This window comes from Agrobacterium sp. rho-13.3, from assembly GCF_033957765.2.
In the GTDB taxonomy this organism is placed as follows: domain Bacteria; phylum Pseudomonadota; class Alphaproteobacteria; order Rhizobiales; family Rhizobiaceae; genus Agrobacterium.
On record NZ_CP192774.1, the window covers coordinates 196,799 to 220,592 of the forward strand.

Annotated in this window: 20 protein-coding genes; 12 read left to right on the plus strand and 8 right to left on the minus strand. The window is 54.5% G+C overall.

The annotated features are described in order from the left end of the window. Positions 1-4 precede the first annotated feature (4 nt). Positions 5-751, plus strand: a complete 747-nt coding sequence (gene visR / locus RMR16_RS00895; protein ID WP_320200954.1) for a transcriptional regulator VisR — start codon at positions 5-7, stop codon at positions 749-751. A gap of 266 nt (positions 752-1,017) precedes the next feature. Further along, positions 1,018-2,865, plus strand: a complete 1,848-nt coding sequence (locus RMR16_RS00900) for a methyl-accepting chemotaxis protein (RefSeq protein WP_320200953.1) — start codon at positions 1,018-1,020, stop codon at positions 2,863-2,865. A 64-nt stretch (positions 2,866-2,929) separates the two neighbouring features. Here the strand turns inward: RMR16_RS00900 and RMR16_RS00905 are convergent, their stop codons facing one another. Continuing rightward, positions 2,930-6,439: a PAS domain-containing hybrid sensor histidine kinase/response regulator gene (locus RMR16_RS00905; RefSeq protein ID WP_320200952.1), complete on the minus strand. Its 3,510-nt coding sequence runs from the start codon at positions 6,437-6,439 to the stop codon at positions 2,930-2,932. Positions 6,440-6,644: 205 nt separating this feature from the next. Between RMR16_RS00905 and mscL the strand changes: the two genes are divergently transcribed. Beyond that, positions 6,645-7,073 (plus strand): large conductance mechanosensitive channel protein MscL, encoded by a 429-nt coding sequence (gene mscL, locus RMR16_RS00910; RefSeq protein WP_320200951.1) that lies wholly within the window; start codon positions 6,645-6,647, stop codon positions 7,071-7,073. A 94-nt stretch (positions 7,074-7,167) separates the two neighbouring features. After that, positions 7,168-8,340 (plus strand): pyridoxal phosphate-dependent aminotransferase, encoded by a 1,173-nt coding sequence (locus tag RMR16_RS00915; RefSeq protein WP_320200950.1) that lies wholly within the window; start codon positions 7,168-7,170, stop codon positions 8,338-8,340. A 106-nt stretch (positions 8,341-8,446) separates the two neighbouring features. Here the strand turns inward: RMR16_RS00915 and RMR16_RS00920 are convergent, their stop codons facing one another. The 6 genes from RMR16_RS00920 to motA form a co-directional block, all read right to left on the minus strand. Further along, complete coding sequence (locus RMR16_RS00920; RefSeq protein WP_320200949.1) at positions 8,447-8,896, minus strand: hypothetical protein; 450 nt, start codon at positions 8,894-8,896, stop codon at positions 8,447-8,449. Between the two features lie 5 nt (positions 8,897-8,901). Continuing rightward, complete coding sequence (flhB, locus tag RMR16_RS00925) at positions 8,902-9,984, minus strand: flagellar biosynthesis protein FlhB (RefSeq protein ID WP_320200948.1); 1,083 nt, start codon at positions 9,982-9,984, stop codon at positions 8,902-8,904. 123 nt (positions 9,985-10,107) lie between these two features. Beyond that, positions 10,108-11,151 carry a flagellar motor switch protein FliG gene (gene fliG / locus RMR16_RS00930; protein WP_320200947.1) on the minus strand — a complete coding sequence of 348 codons (1,044 nt, stop codon included), beginning with the start codon at positions 11,149-11,151 and terminating at the stop codon, positions 10,108-10,110. Positions 11,152-11,178: 27 nt separating this feature from the next. Further along, positions 11,179-11,721: a flagellar motor switch protein FliN gene (gene fliN / locus RMR16_RS00935; RefSeq protein ID WP_320200946.1), complete on the minus strand. Its 543-nt coding sequence runs from the start codon at positions 11,719-11,721 to the stop codon at positions 11,179-11,181. Positions 11,722-11,787: 66 nt separating this feature from the next. After that, positions 11,788-12,747, minus strand: a complete 960-nt coding sequence (locus RMR16_RS00940; RefSeq protein WP_413786024.1) for a FliM/FliN family flagellar motor switch protein — start codon at positions 12,745-12,747, stop codon at positions 11,788-11,790. Further along, the gene (motA, locus tag RMR16_RS00945) at positions 12,744-13,616 is read right to left on the minus strand and encodes a flagellar motor stator protein MotA (protein ID WP_320200945.1); all 873 of its coding nucleotides are present in this window, start codon (positions 13,614-13,616) and stop codon (positions 12,744-12,746) included. The genes RMR16_RS00940 and motA overlap by 4 nt, the downstream gene beginning before the upstream one ends. A gap of 297 nt (positions 13,617-13,913) precedes the next feature. Here motA and flgF point away from each other — a divergent pair, with 297 nt between their 5' ends. From flgF to RMR16_RS00960, 3 genes are read left to right on the plus strand one after another with little or no spacing between them, the layout of a single operon-like run. Continuing rightward, the gene (flgF, locus tag RMR16_RS00950) at positions 13,914-14,648 is read left to right on the plus strand and encodes a flagellar basal-body rod protein FlgF (RefSeq protein WP_320200944.1); all 735 of its coding nucleotides are present in this window, start codon (positions 13,914-13,916) and stop codon (positions 14,646-14,648) included. A 16-nt stretch (positions 14,649-14,664) separates the two neighbouring features. Next, positions 14,665-16,065 (plus strand): flagellar protein export ATPase FliI, encoded by a 1,401-nt coding sequence (gene fliI / locus RMR16_RS00955; protein WP_413786023.1) that lies wholly within the window; start codon positions 14,665-14,667, stop codon positions 16,063-16,065. A 2-nt stretch (positions 16,066-16,067) separates the two neighbouring features. After that, positions 16,068-16,637, plus strand: a complete 570-nt coding sequence (locus tag RMR16_RS00960; protein ID WP_320200943.1) for a flagellar protein — start codon at positions 16,068-16,070, stop codon at positions 16,635-16,637. Between the two features lie 255 nt (positions 16,638-16,892). Here RMR16_RS00960 and RMR16_RS00965 read toward each other — a convergent pair whose 3' ends face one another. Further along, positions 16,893-18,815, minus strand: coding sequence for a glycosyl transferase (locus RMR16_RS00965; RefSeq protein ID WP_320200942.1), 1,923 nt, complete (start codon positions 18,813-18,815; stop codon positions 16,893-16,895). A 139-nt stretch (positions 18,816-18,954) separates the two neighbouring features. On the opposite strand from RMR16_RS00965, the gene RMR16_RS00970 reads away from it, so the two are divergent. The 5 genes from RMR16_RS00970 (at position 18,955) to RMR16_RS00990 (ending at position 23,655) form a co-directional block, all read left to right on the plus strand. Further along, complete coding sequence (locus RMR16_RS00970) at positions 18,955-19,083, plus strand: hypothetical protein (protein ID WP_320200941.1); 129 nt, start codon at positions 18,955-18,957, stop codon at positions 19,081-19,083. A 96-nt stretch (positions 19,084-19,179) separates the two neighbouring features. Beyond that, a complete protein-coding gene (locus tag RMR16_RS00975) occupies positions 19,180-20,055 on the plus strand; it encodes a flagellin (RefSeq protein ID WP_320200940.1) in 876 nt (291 codons plus the stop codon). Positions 20,056-20,328: 273 nt separating this feature from the next. Continuing rightward, on the plus strand, positions 20,329-21,210 hold the full coding sequence (locus tag RMR16_RS00980; protein WP_320200939.1) for a flagellin: 882 nt from the start codon (positions 20,329-20,331) through the stop codon (positions 21,208-21,210). Positions 21,211-21,528: 318 nt separating this feature from the next. Beyond that, complete coding sequence (locus tag RMR16_RS00985; protein ID WP_320200938.1) at positions 21,529-22,407, plus strand: flagellin; 879 nt, start codon at positions 21,529-21,531, stop codon at positions 22,405-22,407. A 249-nt stretch (positions 22,408-22,656) separates the two neighbouring features. Further along, entirely contained in the window at positions 22,657-23,655 is a 999-nt protein-coding gene (locus RMR16_RS00990) for a flagellin (protein WP_320200937.1), read from the plus strand. Positions 23,656-23,794 lie beyond the last annotated feature (139 nt).

The following is a 23,794-nucleotide window of genomic DNA, read 5'->3' on the forward strand; positions in this document are numbered from 1 at the left end:
TCGAATGGGATATTATAAGGATTCCGAGACAGCCAGCTTAGGGCACGGAACAGCACCGCGTGGCGGCAACTCCTCCAGTCGGTCTGACCTGTTTCCTAAACTCGTATCGATCCAGCGCATTCTGGGCGCGAAAAACTTCGTCGTTCTGCGTGCTGTCGCATCCGGTCTTCCCAATAAGCGCAAGCTGTTTTGCGAGTTGGAAAATTGGGGCATGAACGCCAATGAACAGAGCGCACGCCTGGTTCGCGTGCTGGGAGACCGTCTGCTTGAGCATCTGGAGCGGTCGCTGTTGCCGATCACCTGGAAGAGCGAAAGCGGTACGGGGTTTGCAGACATACCTGATGTTCCCGCGCTTATGGTGCGGCTTGTGAATGACGAGCTGTCCTATGCTGGTCTGGCGCTGCCTGTTCGTCTGGGCACAATCGGGAATGGGTATGTCGTGTTCTGCGGCGGAAGCCTCCTGCTCGACAATGAACTGGTGCTGGAGCAGCATATCAAATGCACGGAGATCATGGTCGATCTGCTGGCTCTTGATGAGCGTCGGGTGACGCCGGCGGAATCGTTGAGCGAACGTGAAGTGGCCTGCCTGCAACTGGCCGGAGATGGTCGCATCAGCGAAGAAATCGCCGTGAAGCTGGGCCTTTCGGTGCACACCGTCAATGCTTATCTCGGCTCGGCGACGATCAAGCTCGATTCCGTCAACCGTATTCAGGCGATCGCGAAAGCGATACGCATGGGCTATATCCACTAAATCACACACCTATATTCAAGGCTGCCTTATGAGAGGCGTGGGGGTTTGACGCCATTTTGTAACAACCATTGCGTGTTGATGTCGCAGGAGTTTGTGAGTCTGGATAATTTTAATTCTCTAATATAAGAGTATTTTCAGATACTTGATCATCGTCAAATAAGCGAAAAAGCGTAACGATATCCAGTGTTTACAACTGCCGAAATATTCCGTGAATTTTAATAGTTTTATTTCATTATCCCGACACCAATAATTCTCAGGGATGTGTGATGGCAACTTTCTTTTCGAGATCCATAGTTATTCAAATGGTTTGTCTAACTATCGGACTCATTTTTCTTGGCATTTTTGCCGTCGGCACATCGACCTATTTCCGTCTGAAGCAGGACGTTATGGAAAGCGCGCTGATGGATACCAAGCGCGCTCTTCGAAGCATGGCCATTCTTTATGAAATGAAGGTGGGTGGCGCGCAGGTTGCTATTGAAAATGGACAGTTGAAAACCGTCAGCAGACCGAGCATCGGAACATTGCTGGATTTCGACCTCGTGGACCGCACCGGCACCGCAAATGGTGGTGTTGCGACGGTGTTCCAGACGCAGGGCTCGGAGTATCTTCGTATTTCCACCAACGTTAAAAATGAAAAAGGCGAGCGTGCGGTCGGCACGAAGCTGGCGCTGGATCACCCCGCCTATGCGAACATGGCGAAGGGCGAGCCTTATTTCGGTCAGGCCACGCTGTTCGGCACGGAATATATGACGGGCTATCTGCCGGTTCTTTCCAAAACCGGCGCGACGGTTGGTATCCTGTTTGTGGGTGTGCCGATGGCGGTGTACCAGTCTCATATCGATGGCTTGCGCAACATCGTGTTATGGTGCGGCCTTGGCGTGATGCTGGTGTTTGGCTTCCTCGGCTATTTTGCCATAAAGCGCTTTTTGCGCCCGCTTGGTTTGCTGACGAATGCGGTCAAATCTCTGTCCGAAGGCAAGCTCGAAACGGATATTCCTTACACGCAGCGCAAAAACGAGTTTGGCAATATCGCCCGCGCGCTTGAGGTTTTCCGTGAAAACGCGCACGAAAAGCTCCTGATGGAAGGACGCAGCGTTGAAGAGCGGGCGCAAGCCGAAGCAGAACGTGGCCGTAGCGATGCTGAAAAGCGCGAAACGGACCGTCAGATCGATTTTGCGGTCAGCCAGCTTGCTGGTGGTTTGGCCCGCCTTTCCAGTGGCGATCTGACACAGACCATCGACACACCGTTCTCTGGCCGACTGGAGCAGCTGCGCACCGACTTCAATGGTTCGTTGCAGAACCTGAAAGATGTGTTGGCGCAGATTCGCGACAGAACGCTGGTCATCCAGAACAACGGTCTGGAAATGCTTGAGTCGTCTAACGACCTGTCGCGCCGCACGGAATCGCAGGCCGCCTCGCTGGAGCAGACAGCCGCAGCCGTTGAAGAAATCACCGTCACCGTGAAGTCTTCGGCAGAGCGGGCCCGCGAAGCAAACCAAGCCGTGCGCGTCACGCAAAAAAGCGCTGACAGTTCCGGCACGGTCGTCAAGAACGCGATCGATGCCATGGGGCGCATCGAGGATGCTTCGAAGAAGATCGAACAGATCATCGAAGTTATCGACGATATCGCTTTCCAGACAAACCTTTTGGCCTTGAATGCGGGTATTGAAGCAGCGCGTGCCGGTGAGGCAGGCAAGGGCTTCGCCGTTGTCGCACAGGAAGTTCGTGAGCTCGCCCAGCGCTCGGCAGATGCCGCCCGCGAAATCAAGACACTGATCAACCAGTCCACCAATGAAGTCGGCACGGGTGCACTGCTGGTACAAGAGGCCGGAGAAGTGCTCTCCACCATCAGCAAGCAGATCATCGTCGTCAGCCAGCACGTCGAAACCATTGCCACAGCAACGCAGGACCAGTCCTCGGCCCTTCAGGAAGTCAACGGTTCCGTCAACCAGATGGACCAGATGACCCAGCAGAACGCAGCGATGGCCGAGGAATCCAGCGCCGCGAGCCAGATGCTATCCGAAGAGGTTGAAGCTCTGCTTGGGTTGGTTCAGCGCTTCCGCATTGAAAATGCGCAGTCCAACCAGCAGAATAGGTATAACCGCGCAGCTTAAGGCTGGAACGCACGCCTCACCAAAAACAAACGGGCCGTCTGATATGCCTCAGGCGGCCCGTTTTTTATTCTGCCGCCGCCCGCGTCACGCTGAAGACCTGATTGATGTAGGCACGGAGTGCCGCTGGTTTCACCGGTTTGTGTTGTACGGCGATGTTTTCTTTTTCTGCCTGTGCGCGCACTTCGAGTGTGCGATCGGCCGTAATCAGAAGTGCCGGAATTTCCCTTTGATAGAGGTGCCTAAGACGTCGCACGGCATCGATCCCGTCGCCATCGTCCAAATGGTAATCGGCAACGATCATGTCTGGTGCTTGCGCTTGGCTCTCCGGCATCACGTCTATGGTCGCAAGAGATGCCGCTTGCGTCACGTCGCACCCCCAACCGGACATGAGCAGCGCCATGCCTTCCAAAATCTTGGGCTCGTTATCGATGCACAGGATGCGAAAGCCTTGCATTTGCTGGGCAATCACGTGCGGCGCGCTGCGTTCGACCGTTCTTGGTGCGCGGGCGTGTGTCATCTCTCGCGGCAGATGCACCCGAAACGATGTCCCCTTACCCTGAACCGACGTGAGATGAACGGGATGGTGCAATATGCGCGAAAGCCTATCGACGATGGAAAGGCCAAGCCCCAACCCCGACGCGGTTTTTGCACCTTCATCGAGACGGGCGAATTCCTTGAAAATCGTGCGGAATTTGGAAGACGGGATGCCAATCCCCGAATCAATGACCTGAATGACCGCTTCTTTGCCACGTCGGCGAACGCCAACGATGACTTTGCCGGAAATCGTATATTTGATGGCGTTGGACACCAGATTTTGCACGAGGCGCCTCAACAGATTGATGTCGGACTTTACCGTCAACGATGTGGGCATGACGATGAGTTCGAGGTTTTTCTCCCGGGCCATCGGCGCGAAATCGGTCTCTATGCGTTTGAACAAATCATTCAGCGGAACGGACGCCATGCGCGGTTTCATCGAGCCCGTATCGAGGCGGGAGATATCGAGAACCGCACCCAGAATGGTCTCGACCGATTCCAGCGCCGAGTCGATGTTCTGGACGAGCGCGCCGTTCTCTGACGCGCCCATGCGCTCCACGAGCGCGGAGGAATACAGTCGGGCCGCATTCAACGGTTGGAGAATATCATGGCCCGCGGCAGCGAAAAATCGCGTTTTGCCGATATTGGCTTCATCCGCCACTGCGCGCGCTTCGGCCAGTTGGTGATTTACGCGGGTCAGTTCTCCAGTGCGTTCCTCGACACGCTGCTCCAGCGTTTCATTGGCCTGTTTTAATGCCTGATCGCTTGCCACGCGCTGGGTAATATCGGTAAAGGTCGCAACGATACCCTTGTCCGGCATGGCGTTGGAGCGCACTTCGATGATGCGTGCACCGCCAGCCATGACCAGCGAAAACGGCATGTCCATCGTCAGAAGATGGTTGATAGTCTGCCTCTGTTCACCGGCGGCGATATCACCGCGTTCCTCCAGCATGGCAACGATGTCAGTCAGCGGTAGGCCGACACGGCCAAACTGTTCCGGCAGATCGAGCAAGGTGCGAAAGCGGCGGTTCCAGATGGTCAACTGTTGCGAACTATCGAACACGGCAATGCCCTGATCCATCTGTGCCAGAGCCGTCTGCAACATATCCTGATTGTATTGCAGCGCCTCACTGGCCTGATCCAGCAGCCAGACAGTGTCTGCACTGGTATCTTCGGCCTTCTGCAAAATCAGTGAGAGCACCAGTCGCGCCGACGAGGAACCGATGGCGCTGCCCAGCAATTGCTCGGAGAAATGGATGAGCGCCATATCCGCCGGCTGGTCGTCTTCCAGTTTCCGCCCTGCGGATTTTTCATAGGCCGCCAGCGACCGCAACATGCGCTCTTCACCGAGGTAACGGGCCACAGCGGTTTTCAAGTCCCCGACGCTGACGCGCGTTTTCCATCCGCGTGTCGCGAACTGAGATTTTGAATGGCGCTTGACGAAAATGCCCGATTGAATGCGCTCCACCGGGCGCGGGTTGCGTGACAGCGAACCAAGGACGAAGGCCGTGCAGTTGACAAGCAAGCTGAGCGTGACGGCGTTCACCAGCGGATCGGCGTGCGGGCCGCTGAACACGGTCGTTCCGGGCAGCAGGAAGCTTAAGATCGTCGCCGCGACTTGCGAGTTATCCGGTCCCCCAAGGCTGGGCAGGAACAGAAGGTATGCCCACACGATGAAGCCGGAACTCAGACCGGCAATGGCGCCCCGAGCATTCGCACGGCGCCAGACCAGGCCACCCAGAAGCGATGGTGCCATTTGTGCAATGGCAGCAAAGGCCAGCAGGCCGATCGAGGCAAGCCCCGAAGTGCTGTCTGCGGCTCGGTAATAGGCATATCCCAACAACAGCACGACGAAGATGGCAGTGCGGCGAATATTGAGCAGGGTCTTGGCAAAATTATCGCGGTGCGCTGATCTGTTCAGCAGCTTTTGCCGCAGGAAGATCGGCATCACAATATCGTTCGATACCATGATGGAGAGCGCCACTGATGCGACGATGACCATGGCCGTTGCCGCCGAAAATCCGCCTATAAAGGTGATGAGCGAGACGACCGGCATCTGGTTGACCAGAGGCAATTGCAGCACATAGAGGTCGGCCTCGCCATTGCTGCCAAGCGTCAGAAGGCCGGCAATCGCAATCGGCAGCACGAAGATATTGATGGCGATGAGATAAAGCGGCAGCAGAAAACCTGCCATGCGCAACTCATTCGGCGTGCGGTTCTCAACCACCGTCACATGAAACTGTCGCGGCAAAAGAATGATCGCGAAGGCGGACAGCAGGGTCAGCACGATCCAGCGACTGATCGGCGTCTGGTAGGACATCGCCTGCATGACCTGGCTGTTTTCAGAGGCGAGATGCCAAAGCTGCGATGGCCCGTCAAACAGGAAAAACACGACATAAACACCCGCCGTGCAGATCGCCACGAGCTTGACGACCGATTCCATGGAAATCGCCAGAATGAGGCCATCCTGATGTTCGGTCGCGTCCGTGTGGCGTGTTCCGAAGATGACGGCAAAGCCCGCCATGACCAGCGTTACGATCAGTGGAAGATCGAGAAAATAGAGGTTGCCGCTGCCAATACCGTAATCGCTGGGGTCCACCATGGCGGCAACGGAACTGGACACGGCCTTGAGCTGGAGCGCGATATAGGGAATGGCACCAACCAGTGCGATGATCGACACCAATGTGGCGACCGTGGGGTTCTTGCCGTAGCGGGCCGCGATGAAGTCGGCAACCGAGGTGAGTTTTTCGGCCTTAGCCAGTTCAACGATCCGCCGCAGGATCGGCATTCCAAGCGTGAAAGCGAGAATCGGGCCGGTGTAGATGCCTAGAAATTCCAGCCCGCGCTCAGACGCCAGGCCGACGCCGCCGAAATAGGTCCATGATGTGCAGTAGATCGCAAGGCTCAGCGCATAGACAATCGGGCGGCCTTTGTTGGAGGTTGTCTTTCGGCGGCTTTTACGGTCGCCATAACTCGCCACTGCAAACAGCAGGAGAATATAGGCGAATGCCGAAACAAATATGATCCACCCAGGAAGCACTTGGCTTTCTCCCACCATCCTTGCGGTCAAGCATATGACAGTTCGGGCAGAATGAGAATTGGCAGCGACTTGGCATAAAGTTTAAGAGGTGCAACGCAATGGGTTTGATTTTACTTCATATATCTGCACACTCGAAAATAAATGTTATGGTGGCGCCACCATGTGATGCGCATGGTGGAGATGGGTTGAAAGAGGGACATCTGGAATGCTCAACGAATTCAAAACTTTTATTGCACGCGGCAATGTCATGGACCTTGCCGTGGGTGTCATCATCGGCGCGGCGTTCAGTAAGATCGTCGATTCGGTTGTGAACGATCTGATCATGCCAATCGTCGGTGCCATTTTCGGCGGCTTCGATTTTGCCAACTACTTCCTGCCGCTCAGCTCGCAGGTTACAGCAACTTCGCTTGCCGCAGCGCGCGCGCAAGGCGCAGTGTTCGCTTATGGCAACTTCATTACCGTTGTCATCAACTTCGTCATCCTTGCATGGATCATCTTCCTGATGGTGAAGCTGGTGAACAAGCTGCGCTCATCCGTCGAGCGCCAGAAGATCGAAGAAGCAAAAGCACCACCGCCACCGCCAGAAGACGTGCGGCTTCTCACCGAAATCCGCGATCTCTTGAAGACGCGCTGACTCATCAGCAAAATCCGTGATCTCTTCACGGAATATCATGCACAGCAAGCATTTCATGCGTTAAGAAGGCACTCAAACAGGAGTGCCTTTTTTCATGTCGGTTCTGAAAAGTCTGAGTGCCCGCTCTCTGGCAACGCCCGAAAGCGGTATCGTTGAAGTCAAAAAATACGCCCATGCCCGGGAAAATCTCCTGCCGCTCTGGGTGGGCGAAGGTGATTTGCCCACGCCAGCCTTCATCGCGCAGGCCGCAGCAGATGCGCTGACAGCGGGGGAGACCTTCTACACCTGGCAGCGCGGTATTCCTGAACTTCGCGATGCGATGAGCCGCTATTACCAGCGCCATTTCTCGGCCAATCTTTCTCCAGACCATTTTTACGTCACAGGCTCAGGTATGCAGGCCATCGTGCTTGCCGTGCAGGCTATGACGTCGCCCGGCGACGAGCTGATTTATCTGACACCCACATGGCCGAACATCGTTGCGGCCATCGGCGTTGCAGGTGCCAAGGCTGTGCCTGTTGGCATCGATTTCACCAATGGAAAATGGGATATCGATATCGGCAAGCTGGAGCAGGCGATCACACCGAAGACCAAGGCGCTGTTCATCAACACGCCCTCCAACCCGACCGGCTGGACCGCGACGCATGACAACCTGCGCGATATTCTGGCTCTCGCCCGCAAGCATGGTCTCTGGATCATCGCTGACGAGATTTATGCGCTGTATCACTATGCCGAAACACGCGCACCGTCGTTCCTCGATATCATGGACGAAGGCGACCGCATCATTTTCGCCAATTCCTTCTCCAAGAACTGGTCGATGACCGGATGGCGCGTGGGTTGGCTCGTTGCTCCGCCGGAAATCGGACAGGTCATTGAAAACCTCATTCAATATTCCACATCTGGTGTCGCGCAGTTCATGCAACGCGGGGCGATTGCCGCGCTGGATCATGGTGATGATTTCATCAAGCAGAACTACGCCCGTGCCGCCAAATCGCGTGATATTCTGTGCGATGCACTGATCGCGACCAATCGGGTTGAGACCCTCAAGCCCGATGGCGCGCTCTATGCGTTCCTGAAAATCGATGGCGTAACAGACAGCCGCGCCGCCGCATTCGATATCGTCGACAAGGTCGGTGTCGGCCTTGCGCCGGGCAAAGCTTTCGGTGCTGGCGGGGAACTGTTCCTGCGTGCCTGCTTCCTGCGCAATCCTGCCCAGATACAGGATGCGGCAGAAAGATTGTCAGACTACATTCTCGGCAAATCTCTTTAAACGACAGGACGACGCCACCGAAAATCGGAACGGATTTTCAGCGGCGTCGTCCATAAATCAGATGAAGTGAGCTGTGTTGTTCGCGCAGTACCGGACGGGCCGCGCTTTAATGTGTCGCGTTGACGGCGGCTACATCGGTCTGGGTGTAAAACGATGCGTGGCGCAAGCTGTCGGCCAGAAAAGCTGTGTTTTCATTCGGATCATTCGACGGATTTTGGAACGTGATGTAGTTGATGTTGATGCCTGCCTGGTCTTTGCCCAACATCAACTGAGCATAAATCGTGACGCCCTTCGGCTTGATTTCCAAGTCTAGCGTGATCGAGGGATAGGTATCCCAATCCAGCGAATAATCGCCGCCGATCCCGAAATAGACCGTGCCCGGATGGAAATACAGCTCCGCTGCCGAATCCACCAGATCCGAGAGGCTGCTGTAATATTCGAACTTTAGTAGGGAGATCAAATCTCCAGCATCAATCAGACGAAGCTCCGCAGCCACAGGGCTTATCGCGCGAGCCAAAATCTCTTCCCGTTCCGCCGAATATGAGCATTTTTTCATCTTGATCAGTTTACCCGTCTTTTGTTTTGGCGTGCCGCGTAAACCTTGTGAATGAGTTCCGCGACTGCCTTATAAAATACTGACGGGATGACACTATCTACCGAGACTTGCGCAAACATGGAGCGTGCAAGTGGCGGGTCTTCAAAAATCGGAATTCCGTTTTCCTGGGCAATTTCTCTGATCCTGAGAGCGATCAAATCCTGTCCCTTGGCAACGATAACAGGCGCATCGCTCTCCTCTTTGACGTAGCGCAGCGCTATCGCATAGTGCGTCGGGTTGGTGATGACGAGGGTTGCTCTTGGCACGCCATCCATCATGCGGCGGCGGGCGCGATCGCGGGCAATCGAGCGCTGACGCGCTTTCACAATCGGGTCACCCTGCGACTGTTTGTGCTCGTCCTTAATTTCCTGCTTGGTCATTCTCAGTTCGCTGTACCAACGGTGATTGGCCCAGAAATAGTCGCCCACCGCCAAAATTCCCGTGGCGAAAAGCATCACCATCATCATCTTTTTCAGGATTTCATAACCCGTCGGCAAAATGGTTTTCGGGTCAGATACGATTGCATCCAGCAATCGGAAATAATCACTTTTCAGAACCATAACCATGATGGCCGACACGACCAGGACTTTGAAAAGCGACTTGCCGAAATTCACAAATCCATTAACGCCGTAGATGCGCTGAAAACCTTTGACGACCGATATTCTCGATACCTGCGGCGTGATCCGATCCAGCACGAATTGCGGCAGGTTTTGCGCGAAGGATTGGCCCAGCCCGAATACGATGAACATGATCGCCGCAGGCAAAAGCAGGGCGCTCACCTCTTTTGCGAGATGCAGGCCCAATGAAACAAGATCGGCTGCGGTGTTCAGCCGCCATTGTTCCGGTCGCTCGATGATGTCCTTGAGGGTTTCGCCCAGCCTTTGGATTCCATCGGCGGCGAAGAAAACGATGTAAATATAAAAGGCAAGCGTGGACGCGAATAGTGACGCTTCGTTCGATGAAGGGACATTCCCTTTTTCGACCGCGTCACTAAGTTTTTTCTCTGTTGGTTCTTCTGTTTTACTGTCTTTGTCTTCGCCGTCTGCCAAGACACACCCCTAACAAAAAAGGCCCGCCGGAACCCGGCAGGCCGTTCTTTACAGGGTATAGGTGGCGGCATTAGGCCGCAAGACGTTCAGTCCCGCCGATTGGCCTTATCAACCGCGAAGAGTTCACGCTGCGGCGGACTGTTCGCTCGTTACGGCTTCCTTCAAGAGAATCTGGCCGGAACTGGCCAGACGGATGGCTTCCTGTGCAACGGCGCGGCGTGCAATCGCCACTTCGCGCGTGTTGAGCGATGCTGTTGGCACGGCAAGGTCCGACTCGATCATGCGGCGTTGACGTGGACTGATGGAGGACAGAACACATTCCTTGATCTCGGATGTGGCACCGCGAAGCGCCAGCGTAAGGATGTCTCCCGACACATCGTTGAGCAATGTAACGCGGCTGCGCTGCGGCATAGACAAAAGGTCTTCGAAGAGGAAGATCTTCGGCTTGACCTTGTTTGCAGATTCCTTGCTGAGCGTCTCCAGAGAGCTGAGCAGGGTATCGACCTGCGGCTTCTCCAGTTCGTTCATCAGGTCCGCAACCTTTGCCGAACCACCTGCATTGCGTTCCGCATCCAGTTCCGCAATCAGCGAGATGACGCGCTTTTCAATGATCTGTGCAGCAGCGGGGCTGACTTCCTTCATGTTGACCGTACGGTTCATGATGTCGGCACGCTGCTCATCGGGAATGGTGAGAAGAACTTTTGCGCCAAACGAGGAGGGCAGCATGGAGAGGATGTAAGCGATTGTCTGTGGATGCTCGCGCAGCAGGAACGTGCCGATAAATTTCGGGTCTGCGTCCTGAAGCTGGTCCCAGATGGAGGTTTCGTAAGACTGGAATGCCGCACGGCGACCAAGAAGACCATCGACCTCTTCCGGTGTCAGGCCCTCTTCGAGAATGCTCTCGATGGCTTTGGCATTGTCCATCAGGCCGGTGCCTTCGGTGAACAGGTCTTCGAATTCGGCAACGATCACTGCGAGTTCATCTGGTGGGATAACCCGCAGTGTCTGGGCCGAATTGATGATTGTCTGCAATTCGGCCTGCGTGAAAAACTTCAACAGTTTTCCAGCCACACCTTTTCCCATCGCCAGAAGTACGGCGGCGGCCTTGTCAGCCTGAGACAACGGCTTCCCTGCCAGGGGATTACCGAAATCCTCAAAGTCCATCATGGTCTTTCCTCTCCGTCCCCACAGGGATTAGGCTTTCTTGGTACTCAGTACTTCAATCAGCTTCACGCCGAAACGTGTATCGTCATCTTCCAGTACGGTGATTTCGCCGCGTGCGATGCAACGGCCATTCACCATGATTTCCACAGGCTCGCCGATCCGTCGCTCAAGAGCAATCGTCGCGCCTTCTTCCAGTCCCATCAATCCCGATACCAGCATCCGGCTTGTGCCAAGCACGATCTGGACATCGATTGGGATATCCATGATCAGATCGAGGTTGTCTGAAAGGCCGCTGCCGAGAGGTGATGGCGATGAGGCCAGCGGTGCCGCTGTTGAACCGAAGTCCGACATGCCAAAGCTGTCCGCGCCGCCGCCGAAGGCTGCGAGGTCGTTGCCCGCCGGTTCAGCAGATGCCGCACCGAAGTCGCCAAAATCACCGAAGTCGGAAAGTGAACCTTCCGTATCGCTTTTCAGCACGCCGCGCAGATCGCCGATCGCCTGATCCAGATCGCTGGAATCATCAAGCGAAGGCAGCAAATCATCGTCGGTTAATGGTGTCTTTTTCGTAGCCATGCGCTAATTATTCCCTTTGAAACTTGCGTCAAGCTGCCCAAGCCGTGTGAAGCTCAGGCCCAAGATTTAACCTATCAAATGTCTTAGAATTTCGTCGTCCGTGCTGACGTTATTCTTCACCCTGACGGTGTAACGGTCTCCCGCGCGCCCAAACTCGCAGTTGTACATATTTGCGCCATTGGCGCTGACTTCCACGCAGATGTCGTCCTGCCGTATATCGCGGAAAGGAATGACGTCGCCCTCCACAAGCCGGGAGATCGTTTTCAGTGTCAGGCTCTGTAAACGTATTTTGGCTTCCAGTGTGACCTGCGAGCGCTTTACCTGCTCGGAGATCATCTCCATCCACTCTTCCTGCTTCTTCATCGCCTGCGCCGATGGTTTCGGTGCAACGATGGTGGTTTTGAGCAGGGTGCGCTGCGGGATGACCAAGGCGAACTCGGACGACACCTTGCCGATATCAATCCGCAGGCGCATCAACATGCCGAACTGTGCGGCAATGGCTTCCTCAAAAGCACTTTTACCATTGCCGTTGAAAGGCTGGTCGATGGTTGCCTCAAAGCCGCCGGGTGCATTGACGGACGAACGCAGAACATCACCGATGCGACCCATGACGAGGGCTGCAAGATCAAGCTCGATCTGCGACAGGGAGCGGATTTCCGGGTCCATGATGGTGTCTGGCGCAGCACCGAGCATACGCTCCATCAAGGCCATGACGAAAGCCGTGCCGGTGGCCAGCATGAAGTTGGGGCACCAGTTGCGCAACGAGCAGTCGGCAACGGCAAAGTCCTTGCCGAGCTTCCGAATAAGATCGGTCATCAGGCCGGATTCGCAGCCGAGATAGTCGACCTCGATGGCAATGCCCGTCTCACTGTGGAAGATGTCAGGCAGAAAATTGCTGTAGATTTGACCGATATCGGCGCCGATCTTGGCGACTTTCTTGCTGTCGCCAAGGCCGCCCGTCAGCTTCGCCAGAAGCGCCGGGTCCATTGCCGTGACATTTGATTGTGCAGCATTTGCCATCATCAAGCCGCCTTCTGGTCGCCGCCGGGGTTCATCATTTCCTGCTCGACGGCATCAATCGATGGACGCTCGTAGTTGGAAATGGTCTTGCGTCCATATTCCAGCGCGACCTGTGGAACAGAGCCGTTCATGTATGCCAGCAATGTCTGCTTCACGATGATGTAGAGGCGATGCTGCTTGGTACGAACGATCTTGATCTGCGCCGAGAGCGGATTACAGATGGAGTAAGACAGGATAATGCCAAGCATGGTGCCGACGAGCGCTGCACCGATCAGGCCACCCAGAACCGCAGGCGATTCGTTGATCTTGCCCATGGCTTTGATAACGCCGAGAACGGCGGCCACGATGCCGATGGCGGGGAAGGAATCGCCCATCGCAGTGATGGCGTGATAGGGCTTCATCTTGTCGTGCAGGATGGTGTCGATTTCTTCGTCCATGAGAGCTTCGATTTCATGGCTGCGAGCATTGCCGATGATGATGAGGCGGACATAATCGCAGATGAAGGACGTCAGTTCCTTGTTCTTCAGAACCGATGGTGCGGTCTGGAAGATCGAGGATTCGTCTGGATTGTCGATGTGGGCTTCAATCTCGTTTCGCGATTTGGTGCGCAGGTCGCGCATCAGCGAGTAGAGAACACCCAAAACATCCAGATAGTGACGTTCTTTCGGCACGGCGAACTTGAATGCTTCGCCCAGCGCCTTTCCGCTATCCTTCACCACCTTCATCGGGTTGGCCATGATGAAGCCGCCCAGACCTGCGCCACCAATGATGACGAGCTCGAATGGCTGGAACAGCACGTCCAGATGACCACCCATGGCCATGTAACCGCCGATAATACAGCCGAAAGTAATTACTAGTCCGATAATGATATTCATCTGAAGCTCGCATCTGACGCCAATTTCGCACATCAGGGATATGGGACATGCCTTGCGCGAGGCTGGCTTGGAGGCTGCTGCCCAAGACTTTGTCCGCTTGCCCTCAACTTTGAGATGTCTTCGGTCATATTGCCAAAAGAGATTTCTTTTCTGCGTTTTGCAGCTTCTCCGGCGCGACGTCTCGAGGCACGCGAACCAAAAGCTTCGCGCAAGCAAACTCCAGTAGGCCTGTAGGAATATGGCGTTGTTGCGTGTCAGCGGTGCGCCTTTTGCCTTTGGTCTGGACAGGAGAGTAATATGCAATCTGGTATCTACGTCGGGATCTCCTCCCAGATTGCCCTGGAGCGTCGTCTCACTACCGTTGCCGACAACATTGCCAACATGAATACCGTTGGCTTTCGTGGCACGGAGGTGAAGTTCGATCAGGTGATGAGCCAGACGAAAAACGATCTCAAGGCAGACATCGCATTCGTTACGCAGGGCAACGATTACCTTTCGACCCGCAATGGTGAATTGATAAAAACCGGCAATCCTCTCGACTTTGCCGTGAAGGGTGAGGGCTGGTTTGCCATCAATACGCCTGCTGGACAGGTGATGACGCGCGATGGCCGGTTCTCCATGTCCGTGACGGGTGAGCTGGTGTCCACGCAAGGATATCCTGTTCTGGATGCGGGCGGTGGCCCTATCCAGCTCAATCCGGCCGCCGGTGAGCCGACAGTCGGAACCGATGGTCGCATCACGCAAAACGGCGCTCCCGTCGCGCAACTCGGTCTTTTTTCCGCAGATGCGACGAAGGGTTTCGTTCGCTATGAGAACAGCGGCGTCATCTTTACGGAAGCACCTCAGCCTATCGTCGATAATGCGCAGTTTGGCGTTCTTCAGGCCTATGTCGAGCAATCCAACGTGAACGCCATCTCACAGATGACGCAGCTGGTGCAGGTCAACCGGGCGTTTGAAGGCATTTCCTCCCTGATGAAGTCGACGGAAGATTCCTTTTCTCAAGCCATCCGAACCCTCGGTGGCGGCCAGTAATCGGCGTTTGATGTAAATGGAAACCCAAACCCAAATCCCAAAAAATATCTTTCCGAAGCTCGAAGCGCTGGCGCAGATGATCGAGGCGCAAGTCTCCTCCGGCATGCCCGTTTCACGCGGCGGAAGGGTCAGGACCATTGCAGCAGGCCACTACACGGTGAGCGGGCTTTCGCAACATGTGCGCCTTGGTGAATTTGTGGTTCACAAGAGTTCCACGGGTCTGCATCTGGGAGAGGTGGTTCGGGTCGAGCCGGAGCTGATCTATGTTTGCCCTATCGAACCGGGCGATCCCATTGGCGTCAACGACATCGTGCTGCGCGAGGGCGAATTCCGCGTTCAGCCGGATGATAGCTGGTGTGGCCGTACCATCAATTCGCTGTGCAAGCCGATAGACAATAAAGGTCCGCTTGTCGGTGGGCTGAAAAAACGTTCAGTGACCACGCTGCCACCGCCTTCGATGACGCGCAGCCGTGTTGTCACCGGCTTCCGCACGGGCGTGAAGGCAATCGATATTTTTACGCCGCTTTGCTTTGGCCAGCGCCTTGGCATTTTTGCCGGTTCGGGTGTGGGTAAATCCACACTCCTTTCCATGCTTGCCCGGGCAGACGCCTTCGACAAGGTCGTCATCGCTCTCGTGGGCGAACGTGGTCGTGAAGTGCGCGAATTCATCGAGGATACCCTCGGTGACAATATGAAAAAATCAATTGCCATCGTTGCAACCAGCGATGAGAGCCCGATGCTCAGAAAGATGGCGCCTCTCGTTGCCATGACGATTGCCGAACATTTCCGGGACAAGGGCGAAAACGTCCTGTTCATCGCCGATAGTATCACGCGATTTGCCCACGCCATCCGCGAAGTCGCGATTGCCGCGGGCGAGCCGCCGATCGCGCGTGGTTATCCTGCATCCGTCTTCACCGAACTTCCGCGTTTGCTGGAGCGTGCTGGCCCCGGCGAGGAGGGAACCGGCACGATCACGGCAATCATCTCCATTCTCGTTGATGGCGATAACCACAATGACCCGATTGCCGATTCGACGCGCGGTATTCTCGACGGGCACATCGTGCTCGACCGCGCTCTCGCGGATGAGGGCCGATATCCGCCCATCAATCCTCTCGCTTCGATTTCGCGCCTGTCTCACAAGGCCTGGACGCCGGATCAACAGAAACTTGTCTCAAGGCTCAAGTCATTGATCCACAACTATGAAGAGACAAAAGACCTGCGATTGATCGGCGGATATCGCCCCGGTGTCGATGCCGATCTGGATATGGCCGTCAAGCAAGTTCCATTTGTTTATGAAGTGCTGAAGCAATCTCCGGGGGATCGCACTGTCATCGATGCTTATGCCGAACTGGCAACAGCATTGCGAAATGCACCGGTTAACAACCAGCCGGTGCCCGGTATGCGGCGAGGGGCCTGATTATGCTAAAGTCAAAAAACGAAATGAGACATCAGGCGTTAGACGATCAGACCAAGGCAAGACGCTCGATACGGGAATTCGACAGGTTCTTGACGGGTGGTTTGATGGTGGTTGCCGCTGCCGCTGCTGCCTTGCCCTGGTATGTTTTCTTCAATCCGGAGAAATTCGGCATAAGAAGCGAAGGGTGGGAAGCGCTGCGAAACATGCCGCAAAAAGATGGCGGCGGTGTAGAAGCGGTGGTGCCTCACATCGACGAAGGCCCGACATCAGAGGGCGGGTCTGACGTTGCTGACATCGGTATCGATGCCCTGACGACGGCCACGGTCGCCATGCCCGCGAGTGGCGAAGCCAAAAACAATCAAGAAGATGGAAAGTCCCAACCTTTTCCCGGTGGTACGCGCTTCAAGTTGCTGCACGTTTCCAACGGCCGTGCCCTCATCGAAGACAAGTCAGGCATGTTCCTGGTTCAGATCGGCTCGATCCTGCCGGATGAAAGCCGGCTGCTTTCAATGAGCAATGTTGCCGGTAAATGGCAGATCGTTACGTCTTCCAACGAGATTTACGCCGAGTAACGGCTCGTCCGCTCTCCCGGACATCATTTCTTTAGCCCCAAATTAGATTGGGACGTTATCGGGTTCTCTGTCGTCGCGCTTCGGCCTTGCGGAGCACTGTAACGCGCGATGCGACGTGGCTCATCAAACGATGACCACGCTCAGGCCGACACCATCACTCAACGGCGCGAACGCTGTCCTTCCAATAGCGCCAACAAAAAAGAAGGCAATCATGGTGATTGCCTTCCTGATAACGCCATCTAGGAGTCGTCGCTTTTATACCGAGTGAAAAGGTCCGGTGCGCGGCGGAAGTGCAGGCACATCAAAATGATCTGGCTCGTCGCCTGCTTTTGCACGCTCGGTCATGATCTCATAAGCGGCCTCCAGGTGTCGGCAATAACGCTCTGCGTCGAACAACGGCATTGTGAACCGGTTCGCATCGATGCGTTCGCGAATGCCTTTGAGCGTTGACGGATCACGCGCATAGGTAACAGCCTGGTTGACGTATGCCTCTTCATCGTCCGCGACGAGTTCCGGGGTTCCAATGGCGTTGAGCAAGCTTTCGCTAACACGCGAAGCAAAATTCGTGCCTCTGGTGGTCAATACGGGCAAGCCTGACCAGAGCTGTTCCGATGTCGTGGTGTGGCCGTTGACAGGGAATGTATCCAGACCAAGATCGGCGACCGTGATACGGTTAAGGTGAAGCTCGAATTCCAGCTTTTCCATGAAGAAGATGCGCTTGGCGGGTATCCCGGACGCGAGGAACTTGTTCATGATGTTCACTCGGCTCGTCTTGCTGTTGTGCAAAACCCAGATGACGCTGTCTGGCGCCTTTTTCAAAATCTCGCACCAGAGGTCCATGGTCCGGGGCGTAATCTTGCGGTTCGCGTTGAAGGAGGCGAACACAAATGCATCTTCTGGAAGCCCGACATCAGACCTGCTGATCTGTTTGGCAAGCGGGCGGTTCACCGGATCGTTCGGTTGATATGTTTCCGGCAGGCGGACAAATTTCTCGTAATAATGTGGCTTTGAACTTTCGGGCAGCACGTAGTGGTCGCCGATGACGTAGTCCAGATCGACATTGACCGTCGATCCGGGAAAGCCGATCCAGGCGACCTGAATGGGTGCCGCACCCTTGTTGAGAATGGCCGTACGATTGCCCGCCGTGTGGCCTTTGAGGTCGACCAGGATGTCGATGCCGCGCGCCCGGATTGTTTCGAGTGCTTCATCATTATCCATCTCGCGAATGGTTACGATATCGCCCCAAAGGTTGCGGTCGGCTTCATTCGAATTGAGAAGGTCCACATCCGAGTGGCAAAACAGTGTGACTTCGAAGCGATCACGATCATGCAATTCGAGCACACGACGGATGAGCTTCATGGTCGCATGTTTGTCGAAAAAGTCGGACGAAAGATAACCGATACGGATCTTCTGCCCCCACTTATGCGGTAACTTGCGCCTTTTCGCGGTCATTTCCGGGGAGAAGGCGGGCGTGTTGCTTCGGGCTAGCTGGTTGATATGCTCGTCACCGCTCCAGTGCAGATTAAAGAACGTGCCATCAAGAGATATGAACGAGGTTTCGCCGTTCGCCACAGCCGCATCAATGATCGGCTGGTGTTTCTCCATGGCGTCGAACTTGCTGTGTTCGCGACTGAACACGAGATACATCAACCGCACAGCCTGCTGACGCGGCAATTTGGAGAGAAGGATGCGGGCGGTTTCGATATCGCTTGGATCAAAAAGATCCCAGGTGGTGATAGCGATCCGGGCGCCGAGCTTCATGTGCTCGATGCTATCGCTTTTCATAAGAATGTTTTTAAGTGCACGGGCAACTCGTGGCTCACCGCGGTCCAGCAAGATCGAGCCGACAATGTAGGCGATCTCGGGGTATTTGTGGAACCTGTGGATCAGCTTGTTGGAGAGCGACAGCGCTTTGTCTTTGTTGCCGCTCTCGAAATGAAGCTTGATGCTCTCTACCAGATAGCTTTCGGCATCCACGCCACCTTTCTGAGAAGCAAGCTCATAGGACGTCGCGGCCTGGTCGGGCATCCCAATACGCAACATTGTCTTGGCCAGCAGGACGTAGGTGCGCGAATCGCTTTGGGTGTCGATCAACCTGTTCAGCGTCGCCAATGCTTCCGTGTATTGTCCGGTTTTGAAGTGCTTCGATGCGGCCGCATAGCTGATTTCGTTCAACATTTGTCCCGATGTATCCTCTTGCCCTTACGTCCGTTAAGCGCGTTTCAACACGGACGCAGATCATGTCGATATAGAATTTCGCTCGACGATACGTTTTGAAGCTTGCTTGAAACAGGTCTGCGGTTCCGGAAGTGGGTTAATGGCGGCAGCAGTCGTTTGCGAGGTATTAACCAATAAAATCGACAGCTTGGTCGCTGGCCCCAAAATTAAGAAATTGGAAATCCTTGGCGCGCATTTTCATCCTTACGTGACGGGTTTGGTGTCCTGAAGAAAACGGAACCGAGTGGCATGATGCCGAACCGTTCGCGCCGGTCCTTTAAATCCGGCATGTCCCTCTGTTGTACCGCGTTTAAAGGGGCAAATAATGTCTAGCATTAACTACAATTCCAGCGCTTCGTCCGCACTCCAGACGTTGCGTGATATCAACAGCAACCTCACGACGACGCAGAACCGTGTTTCCACAGGTTTGAAGGTCGAGAAAGCCTCCGATAACGTAGCATACTGGTCCATCTCGACCACGATGAAGTCGGACAACAAGGCACTTGGCGCAGCATCTGACGCACTCGGCATTGGCGCAGCGAAGGTTGACACCGCGTATGCCGCCATGGACAGCGCGATTGATGTCGTCAACGAAATCAAGGCAAAGCTGACAACCGCCAGCGAAACATCCGTCGACAAGGACCAGGTTCAGCTTGAAGTTTCCAAGCTTCAGGAACAGCTGACCGCCATCGGTCAGGCCGCTTCCTTCAACGGCGAGAACTGGGTTGTTCAGGGATCTGGTTCGACAACCACAGTTGTCGACGGCTTTATCCGTGACTCCAGCGGTTCAGTGAAGGTTACGACAGCAAGCTTCGAAGCTGGTACATATGCGATGTTCTCCGCAATCTCCAGCGGCGTTGGCACAGGCGGCGTTCTCGGCGCGGTTATGACAATCGCGTTGTCCAGCGCTTCGACGCAGGGCGCGATCGACGCTTACCTCACGACTGTTGAAACTGCACTTGGCAATTTGACCAAGGGCGCAGCAGCTCTCGGTGCTTTGTCCACACGTATCGATCTTCAGGACCAGTTTGCTGGCAAGATTTCTGACGCGATCGACGCCGGCGTGAGCCGTCTGGTTGACGCGGACATGGAAGAGGAATCCGCAAGGCTTTCCGCTCTCCAGACACAGCAACAGTTGGCAGTCCAGTCGCTGTCGATTGCGAACTCCAGCTCGCAGAGCATCCTCAGCCTGTTCCGTTAAGATTTCTAACGTTGCCAAAAATCAGGCCGGACCGAAAGGTTCGGCCTTTTTTTATTTACTTTCATTAACAGAGTATTACTAATTTTTTTTTAAAATTAACTAAATATTTATCGAATGTTTTCCAGTCGTTAACCTTAATGATGTTAGATCGGTTTATCGAAACGACGGGCCGAAACAGTAATGTAGTATTCGGCAGGCATGACGCTGATCGTTGTTTCCCGGTAAATCCGGAATGTCCCTTCAAATATACTTGCCAAAGGGGCAAATAATACTATGACAAGCATCTTGACCAATACATCCGCTATGTCCGCTCTGCAGACTCTGCGCACTATCAACAGCAATCTGTCCACAACGCAGGACCGCGTGTCGTCTGGTGAGAAGGTCGGTAAGGCTTCCGATAACGTTGCCTATTGGTCGATTTCCACGACGATGAATTCCGACAACAAGGCTTTGAATGCTGCGACGGATGCGCTCGGCGTTGGTGCTGCGAAGGTTGACACCGCTTATGCCGCTATGGACAGCGCAATCGACGTCGTCAACGAAATCAAGGCAAAGCTGACAACCGCCAGCGAAACGTCTGTCGACAAGGAACAAGTTCAGCTCGAAGTTACGAAGTTGCAGGAACAGCTTTCTGCCATCAGCCAGGCTGCATCGTTCAACGGTGAAAACTGGACTGTTCAGGCTGATGCGGCTTCCGCAACCACAGTTGTCGATGGCTTCATCCGTGACTCTGCAGGCGCTGTTAAGGTAACTTCGGCCACCTTCGACGCTGGCAGCTATGCGATGTTCTCAGCGATTTCCAGCGGTGTTGGCACCGGTGGTGTTCTGGGTGCGGTCATGACAATCGCTCTGACCAGCGCGTCTACGCAGGGCGATATCGACGCATTCCTCACAACCGTTCAGACAGCTTTGGACGGCCTGACGGACGGTGCGGCTGCTTTGGGTGCTCTGTCGACCCGCATTGACTTGCAGGATGATTATTCCAGCAAGCTCAGCGACGCGATTGAAGCAGGCGTCAGCCGCCTGGTCGATGCCGACATGGAAGAAGAATCTGCGCGACTTTCGGCTCTTCAGACACAACAGCAGCTCGCTGTTCAGTCTCTGTCGATTGCCAACTCCAGCTCGCAGAATCTCCTCACTCTGTTCAGAGGCTAATCGCTTCAAAAAACGAGTTAGAAAAGCCGCGCTTTGCGCGGCTTTTTTTATGAAAAATATTAATATTTCGAAGCGAGTAATAATTAGATTATACAAGGGTTTAGGATTGTTAACGGCGGTGTATTCTCATTAAGAGTCCCTTCATCTAAGTAAAAAAACTCCTACGATTAAAACTTTGTTAACCATAAACCTGTCATCTGTGGCCATCGAAACAGCGCACCGAATATTTTAAATCGGTAAGCATGAAGCTGCCTGCTGCGTTTCCCGGCTTGACCGGAATGTCCCTTCTTAAAAAATTGCCAAAGGGGCGACCTAAAGATGACTAGTATTTTGACAAACACCTCTGCAATGTCCGCACTCCAGACATTGCGTTCGATCAACACGGATCTCTCCAGCACACAGGATCGAGTTTCTTCTGGTTTCAGAGTTGGTCAGGCTAAAGACAACGTTGCGTACTGGTCCATCTCCACCACGATGAATTCCGATAACAAAGCGCTCAATGCCGCTTCGGATGCTCTGGGTGTGGGCGCTGCCAAGGTTGACACTGCATATGCGGCAATGGAAAGCGCCATTAGCGCGGTCAACGAAATCAAGGCGAAACTCGTCACCGCCAGTGAACAGTCCACTGACAAAGACCAAATCCAGCTTGAAATCGGCAAACTTCAGGAACAGCTTTCCGCTATTGCGCAGGGCGCCTCGTTCTCCGGTGAAAACTGGATGGTCACGGGTGATGCCACCCAAGCGAGCGTTGTCGACGGCTTTATCCGCAACAGCAGTGGCGGTGTGAGCGTCACGACCGCAAAATTCAACATCGCCTCCTATGCCATGTTTGGCTCGATCGAAAACGGTGTCGGGACCGGCGGTATTCTTGGATCCATGATGAATGTGATCCTGACTGCGGGTTCGACGCAGGGCGAAATCGACGTTTTCATGGACACCGTTGAACTTGCCCTGAGCGGCTTGACGGACTCCGCAGCGGCCATCGGCGCCCTCCAGACCCGTATTGATTTGCAGGACGCTTATTCTGCGAAACTTTCCGACGCCATGGAATCCGGTGTGAGCCGTCTGGTGGACGCGGATATGGAAGAGGAATCTGCCAAACTGTCCGCTTTGCAGACACAGCAGCAGTTGGCGATCCAGTCTCTGTCGATTGCGAACTCCAGCGCTCAGAACATTCTCTCGCTCTTCCAGCAGTAAGTCTGGTTCATCGAACACTATGGCCGCGCTTCCTAACGGAAGTGCGGCTTTTCGTTTTTATATGTGGTGTGGAGTTTTTGCGTCCTTTTGGACGTTTTAACCCGCGACACAAGCTTCGCCATAGGTTGATCGTATATCTGGCTTGTCACCCGGTTTGCATTTCGTTAACCATAAGTCGCGCGTCGGACATCGGTTCGCGTTTGTGCCTCTTCATGATGAGAGTGCGGTTTTTCGCCAGATAGCTCTGGCATGTCCCATTTTCTCAGCTCTGATGTTGGTGCCATGACAAAGATTATCTCCGCTGGTTACGTGCAAAGCGCGCTTCAAACGCTTCTCTTCAGCGATGAATCCCTGTCAAAAACACAAGAGCGGGTCACCTCTGGCCTCAAAATCGCGTCAGCAGCGGATAACTCCGGTTATTGGTCGACCGCGACCAACCTAAAATCTGACGGAAGTGTTCTGAGTAGCATCGGTGACGCGCTGGATCTGGGCGCATCCAAGGCTGACACAGCATATGAGGCGGTAAATTCCCTCATAGACGTCGTCGATCAGATCATGACACAACTGACCACCGCTTACGAAACCGGTGCCGACAGGGGCAATATCAATCAGGCCATCACCGCCTTGAAAAACAACTTGCAGTCGGTTTCGCAAGCGGCAAGTTTTTCAGGTGATAATTGGATTTACAACACCTCTCCACAACTTGCCGAAACGAAATCAGTGCCTTACGCCTTTCAAAAAGACGTATCCGGTTCGATCACGTTGCAATATCTGAGTGTTGATACGGCACAAATGACGTTGGTTGATACCGATGATGCAAGTCGTGGCCTCTTGACGGCCGATGTCGATGCGAGCGCTCGCAACCCGGATGTCAGCTCGTCCGCCCGTGACTATTTTCTTCTGAACGCTGGATCATCAACCGGTGCTGCGGGTACGGAAATCGCTGTTTCTGACACCACGACGTCTGAGGAACTGGATGACATGGTGTATGTTGTTGGGCAATTGTCCAAGAAATTGAACGCATTGGGCGCTTCGCTCGGCAACATGTCAAACCGTATCGATCAACAAAGCGTATTCGTCGATTCCCTGAAAGATTCGATGGACAAGAGCGTGAGCCGTCTTGTCGATGCCAATATGGAAGAAGAGTCGAGCAGATTGGCTGCTGCCAAATCGCAGCGCGACCTGGCGGTCCAAGTCGTCTCTATGGCCAACAGCCACCGGAAAAGTCTCGCAAATCTGTTTGCTTGATGTGTTGCGGGGTTATCCTCGCACAAGTTTGGTTCTCTACCCTGAGCCACTAAACCGCCCTCGACGTTTCGTGGCTCTCTATGAGCGCGCGAGATCACGCTGGCGATCCCGTCTGAATGCCTTGCGGATTATGTGATGA

Bases quoted from the DNA above. Each gene is read 5' to 3' on its own strand.
- visR (WP_320200954.1), top strand. From the start codon at position 5: ATGGGATATTATAAGGATTCCGAGACAGCCAGCTTAGGGCACGGAACA.
- RMR16_RS00900 (WP_320200953.1), top strand. From the start codon at position 1,018: ATGGCAACTTTCTTTTCGAGATCCATAGTTATTCAAATGGTTTGTCTA.
- mscL (WP_320200951.1), top strand. From the start codon at position 6,645: ATGCTCAACGAATTCAAAACTTTTATTGCACGCGGCAATGTCATGGAC.
- RMR16_RS00915 (WP_320200950.1), top strand. From the start codon at position 7,168: ATGTCGGTTCTGAAAAGTCTGAGTGCCCGCTCTCTGGCAACGCCCGAA.
- RMR16_RS00920 (WP_320200949.1), bottom strand. From the start codon at position 8,896: ATGAAAAAATGCTCATATTCGGCGGAACGGGAAGAGATTTTGGCTCGC.
- fliG (WP_320200947.1), bottom strand. From the start codon at position 11,151: ATGATGGACTTTGAGGATTTCGGTAATCCCCTGGCAGGGAAGCCGTTG.
- fliN (WP_320200946.1), bottom strand. From the start codon at position 11,721: ATGGCTACGAAAAAGACACCATTAACCGACGATGATTTGCTGCCTTCG.
- motA (WP_320200945.1), bottom strand. From the start codon at position 13,616: ATGAATATCATTATCGGACTAGTAATTACTTTCGGCTGTATTATCGGC.
- flgF (WP_320200944.1), top strand. From the start codon at position 13,914: ATGCAATCTGGTATCTACGTCGGGATCTCCTCCCAGATTGCCCTGGAG.
- fliI (WP_413786023.1), top strand. From the start codon at position 14,665: ATGGAAACCCAAACCCAAATCCCAAAAAATATCTTTCCGAAGCTCGAA.
- RMR16_RS00960 (WP_320200943.1), top strand. From the start codon at position 16,068: ATGCTAAAGTCAAAAAACGAAATGAGACATCAGGCGTTAGACGATCAG.
- RMR16_RS00965 (WP_320200942.1), bottom strand. From the start codon at position 18,815: ATGTTGAACGAAATCAGCTATGCGGCCGCATCGAAGCACTTCAAAACC.
- RMR16_RS00970 (WP_320200941.1), top strand. From the start codon at position 18,955: ATGGCGGCAGCAGTCGTTTGCGAGGTATTAACCAATAAAATCGACAGC.
- RMR16_RS00975 (WP_320200940.1), top strand. From the start codon at position 19,180: ATGTCTAGCATTAACTACAATTCCAGCGCTTCGTCCGCACTCCAGACG.
- RMR16_RS00980 (WP_320200939.1), top strand. From the start codon at position 20,329: ATGACAAGCATCTTGACCAATACATCCGCTATGTCCGCTCTGCAGACT.
- RMR16_RS00985 (WP_320200938.1), top strand. From the start codon at position 21,529: ATGACTAGTATTTTGACAAACACCTCTGCAATGTCCGCACTCCAGACA.
- RMR16_RS00990 (WP_320200937.1), top strand. From the start codon at position 22,657: ATGTCCCATTTTCTCAGCTCTGATGTTGGTGCCATGACAAAGATTATC.